The 21417-nt window shown below is 67.1% G+C and carries 19 protein-coding genes and 1 pseudogene; 5 read left to right on the top strand and 15 right to left on the bottom strand.

Translation table 11 applies throughout. The features are described from left to right. Nucleotides 1-16: 16 nt before the first annotated feature. From Q0S71_RS23585 to Q0S71_RS23520, 14 genes and pseudogenes are all read right to left on the bottom strand, one after another. Entirely contained in the window at nt 17-832 is an 816-nt protein-coding gene (locus Q0S71_RS23585; RefSeq protein WP_296001190.1) for a TonB family protein, read from the bottom strand. Nucleotides 833-847: 15 nt separating this feature from the next. Then, nucleotides 848-1717: a class II aldolase/adducin family protein gene (locus Q0S71_RS23580; RefSeq protein WP_296001188.1), complete on the bottom strand. Its 870-nt coding sequence runs from the start codon at nt 1715-1717 to the stop codon at nt 848-850. Nucleotides 1718-1759: 42 nt separating this feature from the next. After that, nucleotides 1760-2716: an NAD(P)-dependent oxidoreductase gene (locus Q0S71_RS23575; protein ID WP_296001187.1), complete on the bottom strand. Its 957-nt coding sequence runs from the start codon at nt 2714-2716 to the stop codon at nt 1760-1762. A 12-nt stretch (nt 2717-2728) separates the two neighbouring features. Next, nucleotides 2729-3844: pseudogene (locus Q0S71_RS23570) on the bottom strand (LLM class flavin-dependent oxidoreductase). Then, nucleotides 3841-5091, bottom strand: coding sequence for an acyl-CoA dehydrogenase family protein (locus Q0S71_RS23565; RefSeq protein WP_296001184.1), 1251 nt, complete (start codon nt 5089-5091; stop codon nt 3841-3843). The pseudogene Q0S71_RS23570 and the gene Q0S71_RS23565 overlap by 4 nt, the downstream one beginning before the upstream one ends. Nucleotides 5092-5093: 2 nt before the next feature. Beyond that, a complete protein-coding gene (locus Q0S71_RS23560) occupies nt 5094-6074 on the bottom strand; it encodes an ABC transporter ATP-binding protein (RefSeq protein WP_367185333.1) in 981 nt (326 codons plus the stop codon). A gap of 2 nt (nt 6075-6076) precedes the next feature. Then, entirely contained in the window at nt 6077-6907 is an 831-nt protein-coding gene (locus tag Q0S71_RS23555) for an ABC transporter permease (protein ID WP_296001182.1), read from the bottom strand. A gap of 226 nt (nt 6908-7133) precedes the next feature. Beyond that, entirely contained in the window at nt 7134-8045 is a 912-nt protein-coding gene (locus Q0S71_RS23550; protein WP_296001180.1) for a LysR family transcriptional regulator, read from the bottom strand. Nucleotides 8046-8267: 222 nt separating this feature from the next. Next, nucleotides 8268-9575, bottom strand: coding sequence for an MFS transporter (locus Q0S71_RS23545; protein ID WP_296001178.1), 1308 nt, complete (start codon nt 9573-9575; stop codon nt 8268-8270). A gap of 206 nt (nt 9576-9781) precedes the next feature. Next, the gene (locus Q0S71_RS23540) at nt 9782-10480 is read right to left on the bottom strand and encodes a BON domain-containing protein (protein WP_296001176.1); all 699 of its coding nucleotides are present in this window, start codon (nt 10478-10480) and stop codon (nt 9782-9784) included. 105 nt (nt 10481-10585) lie between these two features. Next, the gene (locus tag Q0S71_RS23535; RefSeq protein ID WP_296001174.1) at nt 10586-11275 is read right to left on the bottom strand and encodes a hypothetical protein; all 690 of its coding nucleotides are present in this window, start codon (nt 11273-11275) and stop codon (nt 10586-10588) included. A 302-nt stretch (nt 11276-11577) separates the two neighbouring features. Continuing rightward, the gene (locus Q0S71_RS23530) at nt 11578-13092 is read right to left on the bottom strand and encodes an efflux transporter outer membrane subunit (protein ID WP_296001172.1); all 1515 of its coding nucleotides are present in this window, start codon (nt 13090-13092) and stop codon (nt 11578-11580) included. Between the two features lie 40 nt (nt 13093-13132). Beyond that, nucleotides 13133-14734 (bottom strand): DHA2 family efflux MFS transporter permease subunit, encoded by a 1602-nt coding sequence (locus tag Q0S71_RS23525; protein ID WP_296001170.1) that lies wholly within the window; start codon nt 14732-14734, stop codon nt 13133-13135. Between the two features lie 10 nt (nt 14735-14744). Beyond that, nucleotides 14745-15920, bottom strand: coding sequence for an HlyD family secretion protein (locus Q0S71_RS23520; protein WP_296001168.1), 1176 nt, complete (start codon nt 15918-15920; stop codon nt 14745-14747). Between the two features lie 129 nt (nt 15921-16049). On the opposite strand from Q0S71_RS23520, the gene Q0S71_RS23515 reads away from it, so the two are divergent. The 4 genes from Q0S71_RS23515 to ppk2 all read left to right on the top strand — a co-directional run bounded on the left by Q0S71_RS23515 (nt 16050) and on the right by ppk2 (nt 19881). Beyond that, on the top strand, nt 16050-16817 hold the full coding sequence (locus Q0S71_RS23515) for a TetR/AcrR family transcriptional regulator (protein WP_296001166.1): 768 nt from the start codon (nt 16050-16052) through the stop codon (nt 16815-16817). Nucleotides 16818-16907: 90 nt separating this feature from the next. Beyond that, complete coding sequence (locus tag Q0S71_RS23510; protein ID WP_296001164.1) at nt 16908-17090, top strand: hypothetical protein; 183 nt, start codon at nt 16908-16910, stop codon at nt 17088-17090. 212 nt (nt 17091-17302) lie between these two features. Beyond that, the gene (locus Q0S71_RS23505) at nt 17303-18934 is read left to right on the top strand and encodes an inorganic phosphate transporter (RefSeq protein ID WP_296001162.1); all 1632 of its coding nucleotides are present in this window, start codon (nt 17303-17305) and stop codon (nt 18932-18934) included. A gap of 11 nt (nt 18935-18945) precedes the next feature. Further along, nucleotides 18946-19881 (top strand): polyphosphate kinase 2, encoded by a 936-nt coding sequence (ppk2, locus tag Q0S71_RS23500; RefSeq protein WP_296001160.1) that lies wholly within the window; start codon nt 18946-18948, stop codon nt 19879-19881. A 19-nt stretch (nt 19882-19900) separates the two neighbouring features. Here ppk2 and Q0S71_RS23495 read toward each other — a convergent pair whose 3' ends face one another. After that, nucleotides 19901-20599 (bottom strand): thiol:disulfide interchange protein DsbA/DsbL, encoded by a 699-nt coding sequence (locus tag Q0S71_RS23495; RefSeq protein WP_296001158.1) that lies wholly within the window; start codon nt 20597-20599, stop codon nt 19901-19903. 211 nt (nt 20600-20810) lie between these two features. Here Q0S71_RS23495 and Q0S71_RS23490 point away from each other — a divergent pair. After that, a partial coding sequence (locus Q0S71_RS23490; protein ID WP_296001157.1) for an ATPase domain-containing protein occupies nt 20811-21417 on the top strand: 607 nt, incomplete at its 3' end.

Raw genomic sequence — 21417 nt, 5'->3', positions numbered from 1 at the left:
GAAGTTGGCTGACGATTTAATTAATTTTGAAGACGATGTTCCCGGCCAGCAGATAACTGCTGCCGCCCAGATCGGGCAGCCGGGGAAATGGCGCGGCGCGGCGGATCGCTTCGCGCGCGGCGTCGTCCAGCGCTTCCACGCCGGACGACTCGATGTCGAACGAAACCAGCGCGCCCTGCGGATTGAGCGTGAGGCGGTAAGCGACCCGGCCCTGCTGGTGGCGCATCTTCGCTTCGCGCGGATAATCGGCATTGCTGTTGATGCGCGCGTAGACCTGGTTGACGTAATCGGTCGGTATGCCTTCGGTCGCAATCTGCCTGGGCGCCGCTGTCGCTGCTGGCGGCGCCGGCGGCTGCGCGGGCGCCGACGCCACCGGCGTCACCGGCCCGACAGGCGCGGCCTGCACCGGCGCGGCGGGCGGCGTGTAGCTTTCCGCCTGCGCCGCCGAAGACTGCACCGTCTTCGGCACCGGCACCGATGGCGCGACCGGCCTGGGCGGCGCCAGCGCCAGCGGCTTGTCAGCCACCGGCTGCGGCTGCGGCTGCGGCGGCGTCAGCTCCGGCTTGGGTTCCGGCCGCAGGCGGATCAGCTCCACCACCGGCGGCACGGCCGGCACTGTGACCACGCCGCTGGACCAGGCCCATATCGCCAGCAGCGCCGCGCCGTGCAGCGCCAGCGAGGCGGCCGTGCCGGGCCGGCGCAGCCACGCGGCTCGCGCCGCACCGGGAAGTATCAACGGCGGCATCGGCGACGCCGGCGCGTAAGCCGTCGCCGGCGCGGCGTGGTTTTCGGCCGCGTAGCCATCCTGCAAAGTCATCGTGGCGGTGGACATGGTGTGCTCCTTCGATTAGTCGAACAGGTCCGGCTCTTCGCGGGTGATGACGTCCCACAGCGGCTGGAAACTGAACCAGCCGCCGGCGTCCGAACCGATCTGCTTCGCCGTGTGCAGCGCGACGTCGTGCGGTATCGGCCTGGTCGGACCGGCCGCCTCAGACAGCAACTGCGCCTGCGCCGCGTTCTCGAACGCGATGTAGCGCCACACCGCCGATTCGACCGACGCGCCCACCGTCAGCAGGCCGTGGTTTTGCAGGATCACGCCCTTGCGCGGCCCCAGCGCGGCGGCGATGCGCTGCCCCTCGCTGGCGTCGAGCACCACGCCGCTGAAGTCGGCGAAGATCGCGTGGTCTTCATAGAACGCGCAAGAATCCTGCGTCAGCGGCGCCAGCAGGCGACCCTGGGCGGCGAAGGCCTTGCCATACAGGCCGTGCGAATGGGCCGCCGCGATCACGTCCGGCCGGGCCTTGTGCAGTTCCGAATGGATGGCGAAGGCGGCGCGGTTGAGCGGGCCGTCGCCCTCCACCACCTTGCCGTCGTGGCTCACCAGAATCAGGTCGGAGACGCGGATATGGCCGAAGTAAACACCGGCCGGATTGACCCAGAAGTGATCGGGCCATTCGGGATCGCGCGCCGTGATGTGGCCCGCGCCGCCCATGTCGTAGCCGTAGCGCGCGAACAGGCGGAACGACACCGCCAGCCGCTCCTTGCGGTGCTGGCGTTGCGCTTCCAGCGTGGGCAGCGGCGGCGGTTCGGCGAAGATGATATTGCCGTTGGCGTCGCGCGGCGCGCCGTAGATGGCGGGACGCGGCACGGCCTTGCCGACCGGGCGCAAATGGGGCCGCGACAGCGGCGCCGAATACAGGGGTGATGAGCTGCTCATATGGCTTCCTGAATGTATAGATTGGTTGTCAGTTCCTGGTCGCTAATAACCACGGGCCGTATCGACCACGTCGTCCAGCGGCGCGCCGCTGCGGAAGCGCTCCAGGTTGTGCAGGAATTTGTCGATCAGCGCCGGCACGATCTGTTCGGTGCTCGGCGAAATATGCGGCGACAGCCGCACGCGCGGATGGCCGTACAAGGCATGGCCCGGCGGCAGCGGCTCGGGATCGGTCACGTCCAGCGTCGCCAGCGACAGCTGCTGCCGGTCCAGCGCCTCGAGCAGCGCGTCGTGGTCGACCAGATCGCCGCGCGCGATATTAATCAGGTGCAGGCCGGGCTTGGCGTGCGCCAGCGCGGCGCGGTCGATCACGTGGCGGGTGGCGGCGGTCGACGGCGCGGCCAGCACCAGATGGTCGGCGCACGCCAGCAGTTCCTCGATGCTGGCCGCGCGCCCCACGCCATCGACGCCGAACGGCGCGGCGGAGCGGCGCAAGGCCACCACGCGCATGCCCAGTGCCAGCGCGCTGCGCGCCAGCGCCGCGCCGATCGAGCCGAAGCCATACAGCCCCAGCGTGCTGCCGCGCACCAGCGCCAGCGAACGGCGGCGCCAGTCGGCGGCTTCGTGCAGCCAGATGTCGGGCATCTGCTTGGCCGCGCCGAAAATGGCGGCCAGCGCATATTCGGCGACGGCGCCGGAGGCGGTGCCGCGCGCCGACGTCACCACCGGGCCGTCGAACAGCCACGCCGGGTAGTAGTCGATGCCGACCGACGCCAGTTGCACCCAGCGCACCGCGCTCCAATTCGGCGGCGCCGGCGTGTGCAACAGCGTCTGCCCTTTCGGCGCCGGCAGCGCGAACAGCACGCCGGCGCCGCGCGGCAGCGCCGTCAGCGGACCTGGCGCCAGGTCATGCACGGTCACGCCGGCGCGCTGCGCCAGCACGGCGTTGACCTTGGGGTCGAACTGGCTGGCCACGGCCAGTTGACGTTGCGGTGTGCTCATCGGCCGCTCCGTTCAAGCCGCGAGGCGCGCGGTCGAAGCATCGGCCGCCGCTTCACGTTCGGCCACGGCGGCGCGCACCAGCGGGATCAGTTCGCGGCCGTATTGCAGCGCATCCTGAATTGGATCGAAGCCGCGGATCAGGAACGTCGTCACGCCCAGCTCCCAGTATTGAAGCAGCGCGTCGCGCACCTGTTCCGGCGTGCCGACCAGGCCCGTCGAATTGCCGGCGGCCTTGGTCAGCGCGGCGATGCCGGTCCACAGCCGCTCATCGACGATTTTTCCCTGCGCGGCGGTGGCCAGCAGCCGCTGCGAGCCGACGTTCTGCGGCTGCTGCGGGCGTTTGTTGAAGTGGGCGTTCTGCCTCACGCGCTCGGTGGCGGTGGCGAGGATGGCGTCGGCCCTGGCCCATGCCTGCTCCTCGGTCGCGGCCAGTACGGGCCGCAGCGACAGGCTGAATTTGATATGGCCGGCGCGGCCGTGGCGGGCGGCGGCGGCGCGCACGCGGGCGATGGTTTCGCCGACCTGCGCCAGCGATTCGCCCCACAGCGCGTAGACGTCGGCGTGCTTGCCGGCGACGTCGATGGCGGCGTCGGACGAGCCGCCGAAGTAGACCGGCAGATGGCCGTCGCGCAGCGGCCGCACGCCGGCGTTCTGGCCCTTGATGCGGTAGTGCGCGCCCTCGTGGTCGAACGGGCCCTCCGAACTCCATGTTTTTTTCACGACGTCGAGATATTCATCGGTGCGCGCTTAGCGCTGGTCGTGGTCGAGATGATCGCCGTCGCGCTGCTGTTCGGTGTCGTCGCCGCCGCTGATGACGTGGATCGCCACCCGGCCGTCGCTGAACTGGTCGAGCGTGGCGAACTGGCGCGCCGCCAGCGTCGGCGCCACGAAGCCGGGACGGTGCGCCAGCAGGATGCCGATAGTATCGGTCTGCGCGGCGATGTGCGAGGCGACCTGGAAGCCGTCCACCGACGCGCTGCTGTGCGCCACCAGCACGCGGTCGAAGCCGGCGTATTCGTGGGCGCGCGCCACCGCGCCGAGGAAGGCCTTGTTCACCACGGGGCCTTGCGGCAGCAGGGTTTCCGATACTTCCTGGGTGGCGCTGAAACCGATAAATTCGATGCTCATGATGCTTCCTTTACGGTGAGTGGGGCGAGGTTGGTGACTGCGGTGACTGCGGCTTGCTTGCTGACGTTGTGGCCCGCGGCGGCGAACGCGGCGCGTCCGCTGTTGATTAAAATAGTGTCGTTCTGCGGCGTGTGTATGCGGCTGCACAGCACATCGCGGTAGTGGCGTTGTAGCCGATTGGCGCGCGACAGGCCGGGGTTGCCGCTCAATTCGATGGCCTTTTCCACCACCGCGATGGCCTGATTCGTCACCAGGTATTTGACGCGGAAGGCATCGGCCGGCGCGATGCGGCCGTCGGCGGCGGCGTCGATCAGCACCCGGTTCGAGAACAGCCACGTATCGAGCTGGCCCAGCGCCTCCTGAAAGCGCGGCAGGCTGGACAAGGGCGCGCCCAGGTTGGCCGGCACGCGCCCGGCCAGCCAGGCGGCCAGCCAGTCGCGCGCCGAGCGCGCCACCGCGTTGTACAGCGACGATAGCAGCACCGACATCCATACCAGCTGCACGGCGTCGAGATCGGGCGCGGCGCCGGCCGGCGACACATCGACCGCGTGATCGAGCGGTACCAGCACCTCGTCGAAGATCACGTCATGGCTGCCGGTGGCGCGCATGCCGAGATGGTCCCAGCTTTCGACAATGCGGATACCCGGCGTGTCGCGGTGCACCAGCCAGCTGCCGACCAGCGGTTGATCGTCGTCGCTGCGGGCCCACACGGCCAGCCAGGTCAGGCGCGGTATGCCGGTCGAATACATTTTGCGGCCGCTGAGGCGCCAGCCTTCCGGCGTGCGGCGGGCGATGGTGTCCGGCAGGCCGCCGCGCGCCGGCGTGCCCAGTTCCGGCTCGACCCGCAGCGCGTTTATCAGCGCGCCGTCGCGCAGCGTGTCGGCGATGACGCGCTGGCGTAGATGCGGCGGCCAGTTGTTAGCCGTCTTGGACGAGGCGTGGTGCAGATACTGCATCGTCAGCACCAGCGCCGTCGAGGGTTCGCCGCGCGCGACGGCGGCGATCACGCGCGCCGTCTGGGCCAGGCTGGCGCCAAGGCCGCCGTGGGCGGGCGGCACCGTCAGGCCAAGCAGGCCCAGTTCATGCAGGCGCTCGAAATTCTCGTGCGGGAAGCTGGCGTCGCGGTCGTGGCGTTCGGCGCTGGCGGCGAATTCGGCGCTCACCCGCTCCAGCAGCGCGGCGAATTCGGCGCTGTCGAGCTGGTGCGGCGCCGGTGCGGCCGGCAGGCGGTGGACAGAGGTCGACATGGTCAGCTCCGGGCGATGCTCAAGTTGAAGGAAGGCGCGAAGGGCGCGTCGGCGCGGGCATGGTCGGCATCATCGGCGTGGTCGTCACCATTGCCGGCGGCGCCATCGGCGGCGGCCGGCTCGAGGTCAACGCCCAGCAGTTGCAACAGCTGCGAGCGCACGCGCTGGAATTCGCCCCGCTCGGCGCTGCGCGGTCGCGGCTGGGCGATCGTGATGTCGGCCACGATGCGGCCCTGCTCCAGCACCAGCACGCGGTCGGCCAGCAGCACCGCCTCGTCGACGTCGTGCGTCACCAGCAGCACGGCGGGCCGGTGCCGGCGCCATAACGTCAGGATCAGCTGGTGCATGCGGATGCGGGTCAGCGCGTCGAGCGCGGCGAACGGTTCGTCGAGCAGCAGCAGCTGCGGTTCGCGCAGCAGCGCGCGGGCCAGCGCCACGCGCTGCGCCTCGCCACCGGACAGCGTGGCAGGCCACGCGTTTTCGCGATGGGCCAGTCCCACTTCTTCCAGCGCCTGGAGGGCGCGTTCGCGCGTCCGCTCCAGCTTCATGCCCAGCGTGACGTTGCGCCACGCGCGCTTCCACGGCATCAGGCGCGGCTCCTGGAACACGGCGGCGCGCGCCTGCGGCACATCCAGCGTGCCGGAGGTGATGCGGTCCAGTCCCGCCAGCGCCCGCAGCAGCGTGGTCTTGCCGGAACCGCTGCGGCCCAGCAAGGCGACGAATTCGCCGGCGCCGATATCGATATTGAGCTGATCCAGTATCAGGTTGGCGCCGAAACGCTTGCTCAGTCGGCGCGCCTGCACGGCGGCCGGCGACGACGCGGCATCAGCCGGCGGCAGCGGCCAGGCGGCGCGCTTGATGGCGGCTGCGTTGGCGGAGTTGGTGACATTGGTGACATTGGTGGCGTTGGCTGCGCCAGTGGCGTTGGCCACCTTGGCGCTGCGCGCCGGCGCACCGGCCAGATCGAATTCCATGGTTTGCATGTTCAGTCCTTGATGAAGGTAGGACGCCAGGCCAGCGCGTAGTGTTCGATCAGGCGCACCAGCAGGTCGGTGGCCAGGCCGAGCAGGCTGTAGACCAGCAGGCAGACCACGATGACGTCGGTGCGCATGAAGTCGCGGGCGTTGTTAATCAGGTAGCCCAAGCCGGCGCTGGCGTTGATCTGCTCCACCGCCACCAGCGACAGCCAGCCGACGCCGAGCGAGTAGCGCAATCCGATCAGGAACGACGGCAAGGCGCCCGGCAAGATCACGTGCACGATCAGCTGCGGATAACTGAGGCCGAACAGCCGCGCCGCTTCCACCAGCTTGGCGTCGATGCCGCGTATGCCGCTGTACAAAGTCAGGTACATCGGGAAGGTGGTGGCGAAGGCGATCAGCGCGATCTTGGTCAGTTCGCCGATGCCGAACCACAGGATGAACAAGGGCACCAGGCCGAGAAAGGGCAAGGTGCGCGCCATCTGCATGGTGGAGTCGACGGCGGCCTCGCCCCGGCGCGACAGCCCGGCCACCAGCGCCAGCGCGGTACCGAGCGACAGCGACACGGCCAGCCCGGTGGCGACGCGGCCCAGCGACACCAGCACGTTGCGCCCCATCTCGCCGGAGACCACCAGGTCGGCCAGGGCGGCGGCGATCTGCGACGGCGCGGCGAGGATGCGTTCGGGTAGCAGGCCGCTGCGGGAGGCGATTTCCCAGGCCGCCAGCAACAGCAGCGGCGTGGCGGCGCGCTTGAGCGCGGACAGCAGCAGGGCGGCCAGCGCGGAGGGCGCGGCGCGCGGCGCATCGGTGGCGACGGTGGCGGAGGTGAAGGCTGACATGGTGATGCATCCCTATCTCGTGGCTCGGATGAGCCGTTGAAATCAAGTATAGGGAGAGAATAATTATGCGAAAACTAATTGTTTCGTCTTTCGATATATGATTTTTAAGAATAATCACAAATCATCGAAACTTACTGCGGCGGGTGCGCAGAGCGGCCCGCCCCGTCCATTCTAGTGAAGAACGGGGTCGCAGCGAAGCCGCAAAAAGGTATATCGATATGCGCGTTCAGCGCGCTTTTCTGGCGCGGCGCGGCGCAAAGGCGCGCGTCACGGCGTCGGCGAAGAAGTCGATCGCGGCTTGCAGCGGGCCGGCCGGCTGCTGCTGCACCAGCCAGATGTCGAGCACCGGCTTGAAGTCGGCCACGGCCACGATATCGAGCCGGGCCCGCAGCGCGCTGCGCTCCAGGATGGGGCGCGGCACCAGGCCCAGTCCGACGCCGTTCGCCACCAGCCCCAGTTGCAGGTCGGTGCCGAAGGTCTCGAGATTGATCTTGAAGTTCAGGCCCTGCTGCGCCAGCGCGCGGGCCAGGCCGGCGCGGAAGCCGCAGCCGTCGGGATTGAGCACCCAGCCGATATCGTCGATGTCGCGCAGCCGGTAGCTGCGCTTGGGCATGGCGCCGCTGGCCGCGACCACCACCAGTTCCATGCTGCCGAGGGTGCGCCCGCTCAGCCCGTCCGGCAGCACTTTGGTGGACGGGAACAGCGCGATGGCGGCGTCGCTCTGGCCGGCGGCGACGCGCTCGACCAGTTGTGCGCCCCAGCCGGTGGCGACCTCGGTGTGCAAGCCGTCGAAGGCCGCGTTCAGTTGCTGCAGGGTGTCGAGCAGCACGACGTCGCCGATGGTCTGGATCACGCCGACGCGGAAGGTGCCGGTCGGGGCCTGCCCCGCCAGCGCCAGATCGCGCAGGCGCTCCACTTCCAGCAGCACCTTGCCGCATTGCGCATAGACCTGGCGCCCCATGGGGTTCGGACGCGGCGGCTTGACGCTGCGGTCCAGCAGCGCCACGCCCAGGTCCTGCTCGAAGTTTTGCAGGCGGCGCGTGATGGCCGACTGCGTCATGCCCAGTGCTTGCGCCGCCGCGCTGACCGACTGCTCGCGCACGACGGCGACGAAGGCGCTGATGTCATCTATTTTCATACTGGTTCAAGGGCCGATGCAAACAGCCGCCATCTTAGCGCTTATTCGACTCAGGCGCGACCCAGGCGCGACCCAAGATCGGCCCAAGTACGACCCAAGCGCGACCCGGGCGGCCTGATCGTCCGGCCCCGAAGATGTAATTGACGGCGGCCGCGCTGCCGCGGGCCGCCGGCGTTACGGCATAAATCATATAAACGATTTATACCAAAGTCGATTCCACCGTCAGGCCGATGCCGTCTTCGCCGCCGCTGCCGGCACCGTGGCCGCCGCCGGCCGCCGTATCAGCATGACGATGGCGGCCGCCACCAGGCAGGCCGCGCCGGCCGCGAACAGCGCCGGGTTATAGGTCATCATCAGGGTGCGCACGCGGCCGGCGCCGAAGGCCGCCGTGGCCGCGCCCAGCTGGTGGCCGGCGAAGATCCAGCCGAACACCATGCCGGCGCGCTCCTTGCCGAAGGTCGACGCCACCAGCCACACCGTCGGCGGCACCGTGGCGATCCAGTCCAGGCCGTAGAACATGGCGAACAGCGACAGGCCGTACAGCGTGAATTCCGAATACGGCAGCCACAGCAGCGACAGGCCGCGCAAGCCGTAGTACCAGAACAGCAGCTTGCGGTTGTCGTAGCGGTCCGACAGCCAGCCCGACATGATGGTGCCGACCAGGTCGAAGGCGCCCATCATGGCCAGCACCGAGGCGGCCGGCACCGCCGACAGGCCGGCGTCGCCGCACAGCGAGATGAAGTGGGTCTGGATCAGGCCGTTGGTGCTCAGGCCGCAGATGAAGAAGGTGCCGAACAAAATCCAGAACACGCGGCTGCCCGACACGCCGCGCAGCACCTGGAACGGGGTGGCGAAGGTGATGTGGACGGGCGGCGCGACGACGATGACTTGCGTGCGGTCGGCGCCGAAGGGGTGGGTGCCGACGTCGCTCGGCCGGTTGCGCATGAACAGCAGCACCAGCACGGCCGCCAGCGCGCAGCCGGCGAACACCGGCAGCACCGCCATGCGCCAGCCGAAGTGCTCGATCAGCCAGGCGCTGACGGGCAGGAAGATCAGCTGGCCGGTGGCCGAGCTGGCCGTCAGCAGGCCGACCACCAGGCCGCGGTGGGTCTCGAACCAGCGGCTCGAGACGACGGCGTTGAGCACCAGCGCCGTCGAACCGGAGCCGATGCCCAGCATCACGCCCCACAGCGCCACCAGCTGCCAGAACTGCGTCATCCGCGTGGCCAGCGCCATGCCGCCGGCCACCAGCGCCAGCGCCGTGACGACGACGTTGCGCAGGCCGAAACGCTCCATCAAGATGGCGGAAAACGGGCCCATCAGACCGAACAGCACGAAGCGCACCGCCAGCGCCGAGGAAATCTGCTCGGTGTCCCAGCCGAACTCCTTGCTCAGCGGCTGCATCATCGCGCCCGGCAAGCCCAGCGCGGCGGACGAGGTCAGCGCCGTCAGGAAAGTAATCGCGACGATCACCCACGCGTAGTGGATGTTGCGCCGGTGCAGCCAATCGGATACGGGTTGAGAAAACATGCTTGTCTCTTTCAGGGTCGATATCGCCGCCGGCTGCATACGCGCAGTCCATCACAAAACGGGATGGACTTTATGATAAATGACGATCATCATAAATACAACCGGAATTTTCCAGCTCCGATGCCGCGATCCGGCCATAAAAAAGGCCGCGCAAGGCGGCCAGTCATGCATCGATCGCGGCGCGACGGGCGCCGGCGTTCTTGTCCTTATTTCACTTGCAGCGTGTTTTGCACATCGGACACGCCCTTGACGCCGCGCGCCAGTTGCGCGGCGCGGTCGGCCTCGGCCTGGCTGGCGACGAAGCCGCTCAGCGTGACGACGCCGTTGGCGGTGTCGACGTGCACGTCGAGCGATTTCAAGTCCGGTTCCTTGAGCAGATCGGCCTTGACCTTGGTGGTGATGACGGAATCGGCCACCACCGCGCCGGCGGCGGCGGACTTGGTATGGGTCATGCAGCTGGCCTTGTCGGCGCCGCTCAGGGCGCTGCAATCGGTGTTGTTCTCGGCGGTGCGATAGTCGCTCTTAGCCTCGGTGACGGCGGCGTTTTTCGCGGCTTTGGCGTCGTTGATGCAGCTATCCTTGGCGCCGCCCGCCTGGTCGGCACATTTGGCCCTGGCCAGGTTGTAGTCGGCGTCGGCCACGGCGATCTGGGCTTTTTCCGTGGCCTTTTTGGTGTTCTTGTATTGGGCGACGGCGTCGGCGTTGCTGCGCGCGCGGGCCGCCTTGGCTTCCTGCATGCAGATGGTCTGGGCGTTGCCGCTCTGGCCGTCGCACTGGGCGCTGGCGGCCTGATAGTCGCTGTCGGCCTTGGCGGTGGCGGCTTTGTAGGCCGCCGAGTCCGTCGGCGCGGCGTAGGCGGCGCCGCTCATGGCGGTGGCCAGGGCCAGCATCATTAATCGGTTCATGATCGCTCCTCGGTGGTGGGTGGACACCGCGATTAAACGCCAGCGCCCACGACGGCTCTGTGCGGGAACGAACACAAAACGAGGATAGTCGATGCCGCGACGCCGTCAATCGTCCTTCAGCAAACCCTCGCCCCACAGCGCGCTGGCCTGCTCGAACGGCGTGCCGGCCGCGCCGAAGACGGCGCCGTCGCGCGCCAATTGCAGCCACGCCTGGGTGTCGTGCGAGCCGCCGGCGACCGGCTGGTCGTGGCGCACCTGCTTGAGCCAGCCATACACTTGGGCATACTGGTCCGGGTGGCGGCGCTCGGTCCAGGCCAGCGCGACGAGATCGGAATAAGCCTCCTCGCGCCGCGTTTCGCGCAGCGACTGCGCCATCTGCAACAGCGCCGGATCGTCGGCCTGCTGGGTGCCGGCTTCGACGAAACCTGTCGGCAGCTCGTGCCACGCGCCCTGCGCGTAACGCCAGCAATGGCCGACCTCGTGCGCCGTCATCGCTTCTATCATCAGCGTGCGCTGCCCGGCCGACAGCGGCTGCAAGATGTCTTCGGCATGCGGATTGCCGCGCATCGACAGCACCAGCTTGCAGCGGCCGTGGTCGAAGCCCATCGCCATCGGCACGTCGTTCGGATGCGCCTCAGGTTGGACGATGATGTCGATCGGCAGTTTTAATTCTTTGGCATAGGCCAGCACGGGCGCGCCGGCGGTCAGCCAGCGCGTCTCCATCTCGGTCAGCTGCGCAGCCGAGGCGGCGCCGGACAGCAAGGTGAGCAACAGGGGAAAAGTTGAGATATGCATGGCTAGACTCCTTTGTGACGACTCTAGCATGCAGACGAGAAACTTAGTTGCGTTAAGGCAGGAACGACAACGGTATATTATTACGTAGGAAAACAGGAATGATTGAGGAGTTGGAAAGCTGACTTGCAAGCAAGTAGCGTGGGGGCGAATGTGACTTGGGGGCGCACGTGACTTCGGGGTCAGACCACAGTTTCGAGAAATTCATTCGAAACTGTGGTCTGACCCACGGTCTTGACCCACGGTCTTGACCCACGGTCTTGACCCCGATTTACGGTAGTGGCTGCGCAGCGCTTGAAACCGGCTTACTTCACCGGCTTGGCATTGACCTGCGCCACCGCCGCCAGCTGCGCCGACGGCTGCCAGCCGGCGCCCAGCGCGCGCGCCACCGACACCGCCGCCAGCAGCCGCTGGGTGTCGATCTGCACCGCCGCGCGGTCGGCCGTCAGCGCGCTGCGCTCGGCATCGGTCACGTCCAGATAGTTCGACACGCCGCGGTCGTAGCGCGCCCGCGCCACCAGATAAGCACGCGCCGCCGCCGCCTTGGCCTGCGCCTGAGCCTGGCCCTGCTCCTGCTTTTCCTGCACGTCCGACAGCGCGTCTTCCACTTCGCGCAGCGCCGTCAGCAGCCGGGTTTCGTGATTGTCGACCGCTTCGTCGTAACGCGCTTTCGCCACCGCCAGATTGGCCTTGTTGCGGCCACCGTCGAAGATCGGCAGCGACAGGGCCAGCGGTCCGATATTGAACTGGCGCGAGCCGCCCTTGGCCAGGTCGCGCAGGCTTTCGGAGGCGAAACCGAAATCGCCGGTCAGGCTGACGGAGGGATAAAACGCGCTTTCGGCCACGCCGATTTGCGCGTTGGCCGCGCGCAGACTGGCGACGCTGCCGGCTAGGTCGGGACGCTGCGCCAACAGGCTGGCCGGCAGGCCGACGGGTATCACCGGCGGCTGCGGCAGCGCGCCATCGTCCGCCGCCGACAGCGTGATGCTGGTCGGCGAGGCGCCGACCAGCGTCGCCAGGCTGTGCTCGAGCTGGTTGCGCTGGCGCTGCACTTCATGCAGGTCGGCTTGCGCGTTGGCCCGTTCGATGCGCGCGCGCGAGGTGTCGAGCTCATTGGACAGGCCGGCGTTGAAGCGCGCCGTAATCAGGTCTTCCGTTTCATGGCGGGTCGCCAGCGCGCCCTTCAAGATCGCGATCTCGGCGTCGAGGCCGCGCAGCTGCCAGTAGGTGGTCGCCACCTGCGACGACAGCAGCAACAGCACGCCGTCGCGGTCCGCCTCCGACGCCAGCACCTGGGCGTCCGACGCTTCGACCATGCGCCGCAAACGGCCGAACAAATCGACCTCATACGACAGCGAGGCGCCCACTTCGTAGTTGTTGCCGCTGATGGACTGGTGGCCGAAGGCGATGCCCTGCGAGGAATTGGCCGAGCTGCGCGAGTTCGACACCGCCGTGCTCACGCCCACCTGCACGCCCTGCTCGGAACGGGTCACGCCGGCCTGGGCCCGGGCTTGCAGCAGGCGCTGGCCGGCCGCTTTCAGGCCGGGGTTGTCGCTCAGCGCGGTCTGTTCCAGATGGTTCAGCGTGGCGTCGCCGAACACGCTCCACCATTGCGCCGGCAGGCGCGCCGCGCTGGCGCCCTGCTGCGCCGGCAGGTGGCGGTAGCCGCCATCGATGCCGGCGACATTGTTCGGCGCCGAAAAATCGGCGCCGACGGTGCCGCAAGCGGCGACGGCCAGCGCCACGGATGCGGCCAGCGTCAGGCGTTTCAAGACCGGTGACAAAGTTGAATACAAAACTGAAAACTGGGCTGAAGACATGGCATACCTCGGAATATTGTATAAATCGTTTATATGGTTTTTAATGCGCGCCGCCGCCACCGCCGCCCGCCTTGACCTTGTCGGAAAACCACAGCACGCCGATACATCCGAGCAGCACCGCGCCGACCAGGAAGAAGCCGTCGTTATAGGCCATCACATACGATTCGCGCCGGATCAGGCCATCGATGGCCTTGAGCGCCATGTCATGCGCCGTGGTCGGGTCCATGCCCTTGCCGACGAAGGCTTGCGACATCTGGTCGATGCGCAGCCGGGTGGCGGCGGAAAAGCCGGTCACCGCCTCGCCCAGACGCTCCGAGTGGAAGTGCTCGCGCGCGGTCAGCGCGGTGGCCAGCAGCGCGATGCCGATCGAACCGCCCAGGTTACGGGTCATGTTGATCAGGCTCGATGCCGATGGAATGTCCTTCGGCTGCACGCCGTTCATGGCGAAGTTCGACAACGTCAGCATGACGAAGGGCTGGCCGCAGGCGCGGATGATCTGGGTCCACAACAGCTGGTCGTAGCCGGTGCTGGCGTCCATGTAGGCGTTCATGATGCAGGAGCCGCCGAACAGCAGCAGGCCGAAGCTGCACAGGATGCGGTTGTCGACCTTCGACGACAGCTTGGCGGCGAACGGCATGATGAACAGCTGCGGCAGGCCGGCCCACATGATCACTTCACCGATCTGCATCGGCGAGTAGCCGGGAATCTGGCCGAGGAACAGCGGCAGCAGGAACGCCGAGCCGTACAAGCCCATGCCCATCGCCAGCGACAGCGCGGTGGCGGCGCTGAAGTTGCGCGTGCCGTACAGTCCCAGGTTGACGAAGGGCTTTTCGCGCATGGTGCTGGTGACGACCCAGCCGAGCAAACCGACGATGGACAGTCCCGCGAAGAAAACGATGAAGTTGGAGTCGAACCAGTCCTTGGTGTTGCCCTCTTCAAGGAAGATGGTCAGCCCGCCCAGGCCGGCGGCCATGAAGGCGATGCCCAGCCAGTCGGCCTTGAAGATTTCGTCGAGCTTCATCTTGTCGCGGTCCAGGCCATAGGAGATGCCGGCGATCAGCAGCACGCCCGGTATCCAGTTGATGTAGAAGATCGACGGCCAGCCATACAGGTCGCTCAGGTAACCGCCCAGGGTCGGGCCCATCGACGGCGCCAGCGTGGCAGTCAGGCCGAAGATGGCGAAGCCGGTGGCGCGCTTGGACGGCGGCAGCTTGGACATCACCAGCGTCATCGCCATCGGGATCAGGGCGCCGCCGGTGAAGCCTTGCAGCATGCGGAAGGCGATCATGCTGCCCAGGTTCCACGAGAAGCCGCACAGCGTCGAGAACACCAGGAACAGCGCCGTGGTGCCCATCATGTAGGCGCGCATGCCGAAGGTGCGGGTCAGCAGCGCCGTCAGCGGGATGACGATGATCTCGGCCACCAGGTAGGCGGTGGAAATCCACGAGCCCTCTTCCTGCGTGGCCGACAGCGTGCCGAGGATGTCCTTCAGCGACGAATTGGTGATCTGGATATCGAGCACCGCCATGAAGGCGCCCAGCATGCCGGCCGCCACCGCGACCCAGGTGCGCAGCGAAATGCGCTCGCTGATGACTGGCGCCTGCGGCGTGCCCGCCGCGGGCAGTTGTGTCGTGCCGCTCATCGCGCCCTCCTTAATGAACCTGGGCCGCTGGAATCGCGTTCGTCGCCGCCTCTTTGATGGCCACTTCAGTGACGGCCGACATGCCCGGCGCCAGACGGCCGCTGAGGGCCTTCAGGTCGGCCGCCTTGAGGATGATCTTGACCGGCACGCGCTGGACGATCTTGGTGAAGTTGCCGGTGGCGTTATCGGCCGGCAGCAGCGCGAATTCGGCGCCGGAGGCCGGCGCGAAGCTGTCGATCTGGCCCACCAGTTTATAGTCGGGCAGCGCGTCGATCTTGACGTCCACTTCCTGGCCCTTGCGCAGATGGGCCAACTGGGTTTCCTTGAAGTTGGCGGTGACCCAGACGTCGTCCTGCACGATGGCCGTCAGCTGCTGGCCGGGCTGGACGCGCTGGCCCACTTCGATGCTGCGCTTGCCGATCCGGCCCGACACCGGCGCCAGGATGCGGTTGTAGGCCAGCTGCTGCTGGGCGTCCTTGAGCTGCACGCGCAGCACGCGCACTTGCGCTTTCAAGACTTCGCGGGCGGCGTTGGCCGAACCGATTTGCGCCTTGGCGGCGACCACGCTGTCGCGCTTGGCGGCCACGTCGGCCACGGCGCTGGCGCGGGTGGCGACGGCGGCGTCGAGTTCCGCTTTCGAGACCGCCTTCATCTGGCTGTTATACAGCTGGCCGTAACGGTCGGCGTCCTGCCTGGCGCGCACCAGCTGCGCGTCCGACTGCGCCACCTGGGCGGCGGCGGCGCTGGCCTGGGCCTGGGTCTGCGCCACTTGCGCGTCCGATTGCAGCACCTGCTGTTCGGCGGTGTCGATCTGGGCCTGGATCTGCTCGACGCGCACATGCTGGTCGAAGGGATCGAGTTCGGCGATCACGTCGCCTTCACGCACGACCTGGTTGTCGTCGATCAGCACGCGGGTGACGGTGCCGGCGATGCGGGCCGAGACCGGGTGCACGTGGCCGGCGACGTAGGCGTTGTCGGTTTCCACGTAGTGCGTGCTGTTGTACCACATGCGGGCGCCGGCGCCGATGGCGGCCAGGGCGATGACGGCGGCGACGATGAGGACGCGGCGGTTAGGCTGCTTGGCGGCCGGCGCTGGCGCTGCTGCGGGCGCGGCCGGTGCGGCTGGCGTGCCGGCGGGGACGGCGCTGAGCACTTTTGGTTCTGCCTGGCTGTGCGGGTTGGACATGCGACGCTCCGATGTAATGAAAGGGGATAGGTTCATTATTGGACAAGTCTGGAGCGAAGTCAAGAAATGAAACGATTGCATTTCATTTTATTTTGGACTACAGTGTGGACATACTCTTTCCTCCCACATATGAAGATCTCCACCACCGCAGAAGACAGCGCCGCGCCGCAGCCGGCCACCATGGCCGACGGCGCCGCCAACGACGCCGATGTGAGCGACGACGCCAGCGCCGACCTGGGCGCCGGCCCCGACCTGCCCGGCTACGGCAAGTCGGCCGGCCGGCCGCGCGCCGCCGACAAGGAGGCGCGCCTGCAAAATCTGCTGCACACGGCGTCCTGCCTGTTCCTGGAAAAAGGCTACGGCAAGGTCAGCCTGGAAATGATCGCGCGCGAAGCCCACGTGGCGGTGCGCACCATCTACGTCAAGTTCGGCGGCAAGGCCGGGCTGCTCAACGCCGTCATCGCCGCGGGCCGCGCCCGCTACTTCGGCGGCATGTTCAACATGGAGACGGACACGCGCTCGATCGAAGAAATCCTGACCGATTTCTCGCTGCGCTTCGTCGAGCTGGTGTCGCTGCCCGCCTTCTGCAATCTGCACCGCATGGTGATCGCCGAAGCCGGCACCACGCCGGAGCTGGCGCAGACCTTTTACCAGGCCGGCCCCAAGCAGACGCGCGAACAGCTGGCCGGCTTCTTCAGCCGCGCCGACATCCAGGCCCAGATCCGCAGCGAGCTGCCGCCGGAACTGCTGGCGATCCACCTGCTCAACTGCCTGCTGGGCGACCAGACCACGCGCTTGCTGTTCGAGCCCGAAGTACCGCGCAGCGAGGCGGAAAACCTGGCCCACGTGCAGCAAGCCATCGGACTGTTCCTGCACGGCGTGCTGCGCGCGCATTGACCGTGCGCCGCACCGCCGGCTATGTGTGCCAACGCACGGTGCGCGGCGCGGCGATACCCCATCATGACCGCTTTCAAACGAGGAAACAGTATGAGCATGTTGAACCGGCTCGAGTGGAGCAAGCAAGTCACGCAACTCAATGAGCGCATCAAAGGATTCCAGGCCAACCCCGGCGTTGAACAGCTGGTAGCGGCCATCGCCGAATTGCGTCTGTACGCGGACGCCGCGCGCGTCGGCGGCATCGAAATACCGGCGCGCTTTATCGCCAGCTGAAGCCCGCACCGTCAGCGCGGCGCGCCGCAGCGCCCGCCGCAGCTAAAACTGGGGTCAGACCCCGCCGCCGCGCCGCCGCCTTCGGCCACTGAACTCGAGCGGGGTCTGACCCCGGTGTCCGCCGGCGCCGGTGAGCCGGCCGCGCGGGCACCGTCATCGCAGTGTCATATTTGACAAGTAGATTGACTCCAAACTCACCCTTGGAGACGATCATGCACGGCACCACCCAGATCCACCCGTCGCCGGCGGCCAACGCGGCGCAGCTCGCGCCGGCCGGCCCGGCCGACCGCAAAACCTCGGCCACCACCATCGCCACCTTCCTCGCCCTGCTGCTCGCCGGCCTGCTGTTCAGCGCCTACAGCCTGCGCGCCGACGTCATCGGCGCCGGCCCGGTCGACGCCAGCTGGCTGCCCTATCTGCTGCTCGGCGTGGCGCTGCTGATCGCGCTCGGCTTCGAGTTCGTCAACGGCTTCCACGACACCGCCAACGCCGTCGCCACCGTCATCTACACCAACTCGATGCCGGCCAACGTCGCCGTCATGTGGTCGGGCTGCTTCAACTTCCTCGGCGTGCTGGTCTCCAGCGGCGCCGTCGCCTTCGGCATCATCTCGCTGCTGCCGGTCGAACTGATCTTGCAGGTCGGCTCCGGCTCCGGCTTCGCCATGGTGTTCGCGCTGCTGATCGCGGCCATCGTCTGGAACCTCGGCACCTGGTGGCTGGGCTTGCCGGCCTCGTCGTCGCACACCATGATAGGCTCCATCCTCGGCGTCGGCATCGCCAACGCCCTGATGCACGGCCGCGACGGCACCAGCGGCGTCGATTGGGCGCAGGCGACCAAGGTCGGCTACTCGCTGCTGCTGTCGCCGCTGGTCGGCTTTGCGTGCGCGGCCCTGCTGCTGCTGGCGCTGCGCAAGCTGGTGAAGAACCGCGCGCTGTATGAAGCGCCGTCCGGCAACGCGCCGCCGCCATGGTATATCCGCGGCCTGCTGATCCTCACCTGCACCGGCGTCTCCTTCGCGCACGGCTCCAACGACGGTCAAAAAGGCATGGGCCTGATTATGCTGATTCTGGTCGGCACGGTGCCGATGGCCTACGCGCTCAACCGCGCGCTGCCGGTCGACCAGGTCACCCAGTTCGTCGCCGTCGCGCAGGTGACGCAGCAGTCGCTGCAAAAATACATGGTGCCGGACGCGCTGCCGCCGGCCGCACCGCGCAAGACGCTGACCACCTATGTGCGCACCCACACGCTGGACGCCGACGTGGTGCCGGCGCTGGCCGCGCTGACCGGCCAGATCGGCGCCCAGGTCAAGAGCTACGGCACGCTCGACCGGGTGCCGGCCAACACCGCCTCCAACGTCCGCAACGATATGTACCTGGCCGCCGAAACGATACGCTTCCTCGGCAAGGACGAGAGCATGAAGTTCGACGTCGACACCAAGGTCAATCTGATCGAGTTCAAGAAGCAGATCGACGACGCCACCAAATTCATCCCGCTGTGGGTCAAGGTGGCCGTCGCCGTCGCGCTGGGCCTGGGCACGATGGTGGGCTGGAAGCGCATCGTCGTCACCGTCGGCGAAAAGATCGGCAAGTCGCACCTGACGTATGCGCAGGGCGCGTCGGCCGAACTGGTGGCCATGCTCACCATCGGCGCGGCCGACATGTACGGCTTGCCGGTGTCGACCACCCACGTGCTGTCGTCCGGCGTGGCCGGCAGCATGGCCGCCAACCGCTCCGGCCTGCAATGGTCGACGATACGCAACCTGGCCATGGCCTGGGTGCTGACGCTGCCGGTGGCGATCGTGCTGTCGGGTTCCTTGTACTGGCTGTTTTCGCACGCGTTTTAAGGGGGGCCGACATGGATTTGAACGAGCAGGAACTGATGCGCCGCATCCACCGCGAGCTGGCCGACAATTACGACGAGGAGCTGGAACTGGAGCTGGAAGACCGCGACCTCGATCCCCACACCATGCAGCCGATGCCGCACGGGGAGTCGGCCGCGGGCCGTAGCGCCGCCGACAAGGAAGAGCGCCGCCTGTACTTCCGCGAGTTGTTCCGGCTGCAGGCGGAGCTGGTCAAGCTGCAGGACTGGGTGGTCCACACCGGCCACAAGGTGGTCATCATCTTCGAGGGCCGCGACGCCGCCGGCAAGGGTGGCGTCATCAAGCGCATCATCCAGCGCCTTAATCCGCGCGTGTGCCGCGTGGCCGCGCTGCCGGCGCCGAACGACCGCGAACGCACCCAGTGGTACTTCCAGCGCTACGCCTCGCACCTGCCGGCGGCCGGCGAGATCGTGCTGTTCGACCGCAGCTGGTACAACCGCGCCGGCGTCGAACGGGTGATGGGCTTTTGCACCGACGAGCAGTACGAGGAGTTCTTCCAGACGGTGCCGGAGTTCGAGCGCATGCTGGCGCGCTCGGGCATCCAGCTGGTCAAATACTGGTTCTCGATTTCGGACGAGGAGCAGAACGCGCGCTTCCTCGGCCGCATCCACGATCCGCTCAAGCAGTGGAAGCTCAGTCCCATGGACCTGGAATCGCGGCGCCGCTGGGAAGAGTACACGCGGGCCAAGGAAATCATGCTCGAGCGGACCCACATACCCGAGGCGCCGTGGTGGGTGGTGCAAGGCGTCGATAAAAAGAAGGCGCGCCTGAACTGCATCGACCACCTGCTCAATCTCGTGCCCTACGAGGAGGTGGTGCATCCGGCCATCTCGCTGCCGCAGCGCGAATATCACGACGATTACATGCGCCGTCCGGTGCCGGCCGAAATCATCGTGCCGGAAAAGTATTAACGGCGACCGCGGCGCCGGCCTATTTGGCCGGCGCCGCGCGGTGCGCCTGCTGCGCGTTCGCGACCAGCACGTCGACCACTTGCAGCGTGGCCCTGGCCAGGTCCGGGCGCGCGATGCCGGGATTGCTGGCGTCGACCATGGTCGGCGTGGTCAGGTAGCGGCCGTCGACGATCAGCGTCGGCGTGCCCTCGACGCGATAATTCGACGCCAGCCGTCCCGTGCTTTTCAGCTTGGCCAGCACCGAGAACGAGTTGTACACGCCGAGGAACTGCTCGCGGTCGATGCCGTTCTTGACGGCCCAGTCCAGGTTGTCGGCATCGCTGCCCAGGCGGCGGCGCTCGACGTGCCAGGTCGCTTCCACCTTGCCGTGCAGGGCATCCTCGCGCTGCATCGCTTCGAGCGTCAGGAACAGGTGCGCTTCCGGGTCGTTGTCGCCGGTGTGCGGCACGTGGATGCGGCGGAACACGATGCGCTCACCCTGCGCCTTGACCCAGGCGTTGAGCTCCGGCTCGATCGCGTAGCACGCCGGGCAGTGGTACATGAAGAATTCGATCACTTCGATTTTCTTGCCGGTCGCCGGCACCGGCTGCGGCGACGGCAACACCGTATATTCGGCGCCGCTCTTCGGGCTGACCGGCGAGGCGAAGGCGGGATGGGCGGTGTTGGCGGCAATGGCGATCAAGCCCAGCACAGCCACAACAATTTTCAAGCGACGCATGATGCTCCGGACGGTGACGGTAAGAGCGCCAGATTACCATCGTTTCGACGACGGCCGCACAAGTGCTCCAGCTTTCGGCGTTTCTCATTTCCGGCGCGTTCCGTAGCGCGATACTCTCCGTGCTCGCGGACACATACTGGTAAAATAATCAACGTGTCACCTATAACTACGTCTAGCCGGGACCACCCCGGCGTTCTGGCTGAAAGTCGATATGAGCGCTGTTCCCCCACTCCACCAGCCGGCGCGCCGCAATCGGCTCCTGCGCACCGGCATCCCCGGCTTTGACGACATCCTCGACGGCGGCTTTCCGGCCCACAGCGTCTACCTGATCCAGGGCCTGGCCGGCAGCGGCAAGACCACGCTGGCCTGCCAGATCGGCTTCCACCACGCGCACGACGGCAAAAAAGTCCTGATCCTGACGCTGATCGCGGAAACCCATAACAAGATGCTGACTCACCTCAGCAATTTTTCCTTCTTCGACGAGCAGCTGGTCGGCGAGCGCATCATCTTCTTCAGCGCCTATCCCGACGTGCTGCGCGGCGGCCTGCGCGAACTGCTCAAGTCGATCGCCGCCATCCTGGCCGAACACGGGCCCGACATCATGATTATCGACGGCTTCCGCACCGTGCGCGAAGCCACGCCATCGGACATGGCGCTGTCGGAATTCATGCTGTCGCTGAACGCGCTGGTGTCGACCATGGCGTGCACCACCTTCCTGCTGTCGCCGACCGAGGGCAATATCGCCGACTCCGAAAACACCCTGGTCGACGGCTTGATCGAGCTGAACCAGTACGAAGAGGGCATGCAGCTGATCCGCG

The organism is Rugamonas sp., from assembly GCF_025354735.1.
In the GTDB taxonomy this organism is placed as follows: domain Bacteria; phylum Pseudomonadota; class Gammaproteobacteria; order Burkholderiales; family Burkholderiaceae_D; genus Rugamonas.
The sequence above is the reverse complement of the archived record's forward strand: the minus strand, read 5'-3'. Positions and strand labels throughout refer to the sequence as shown.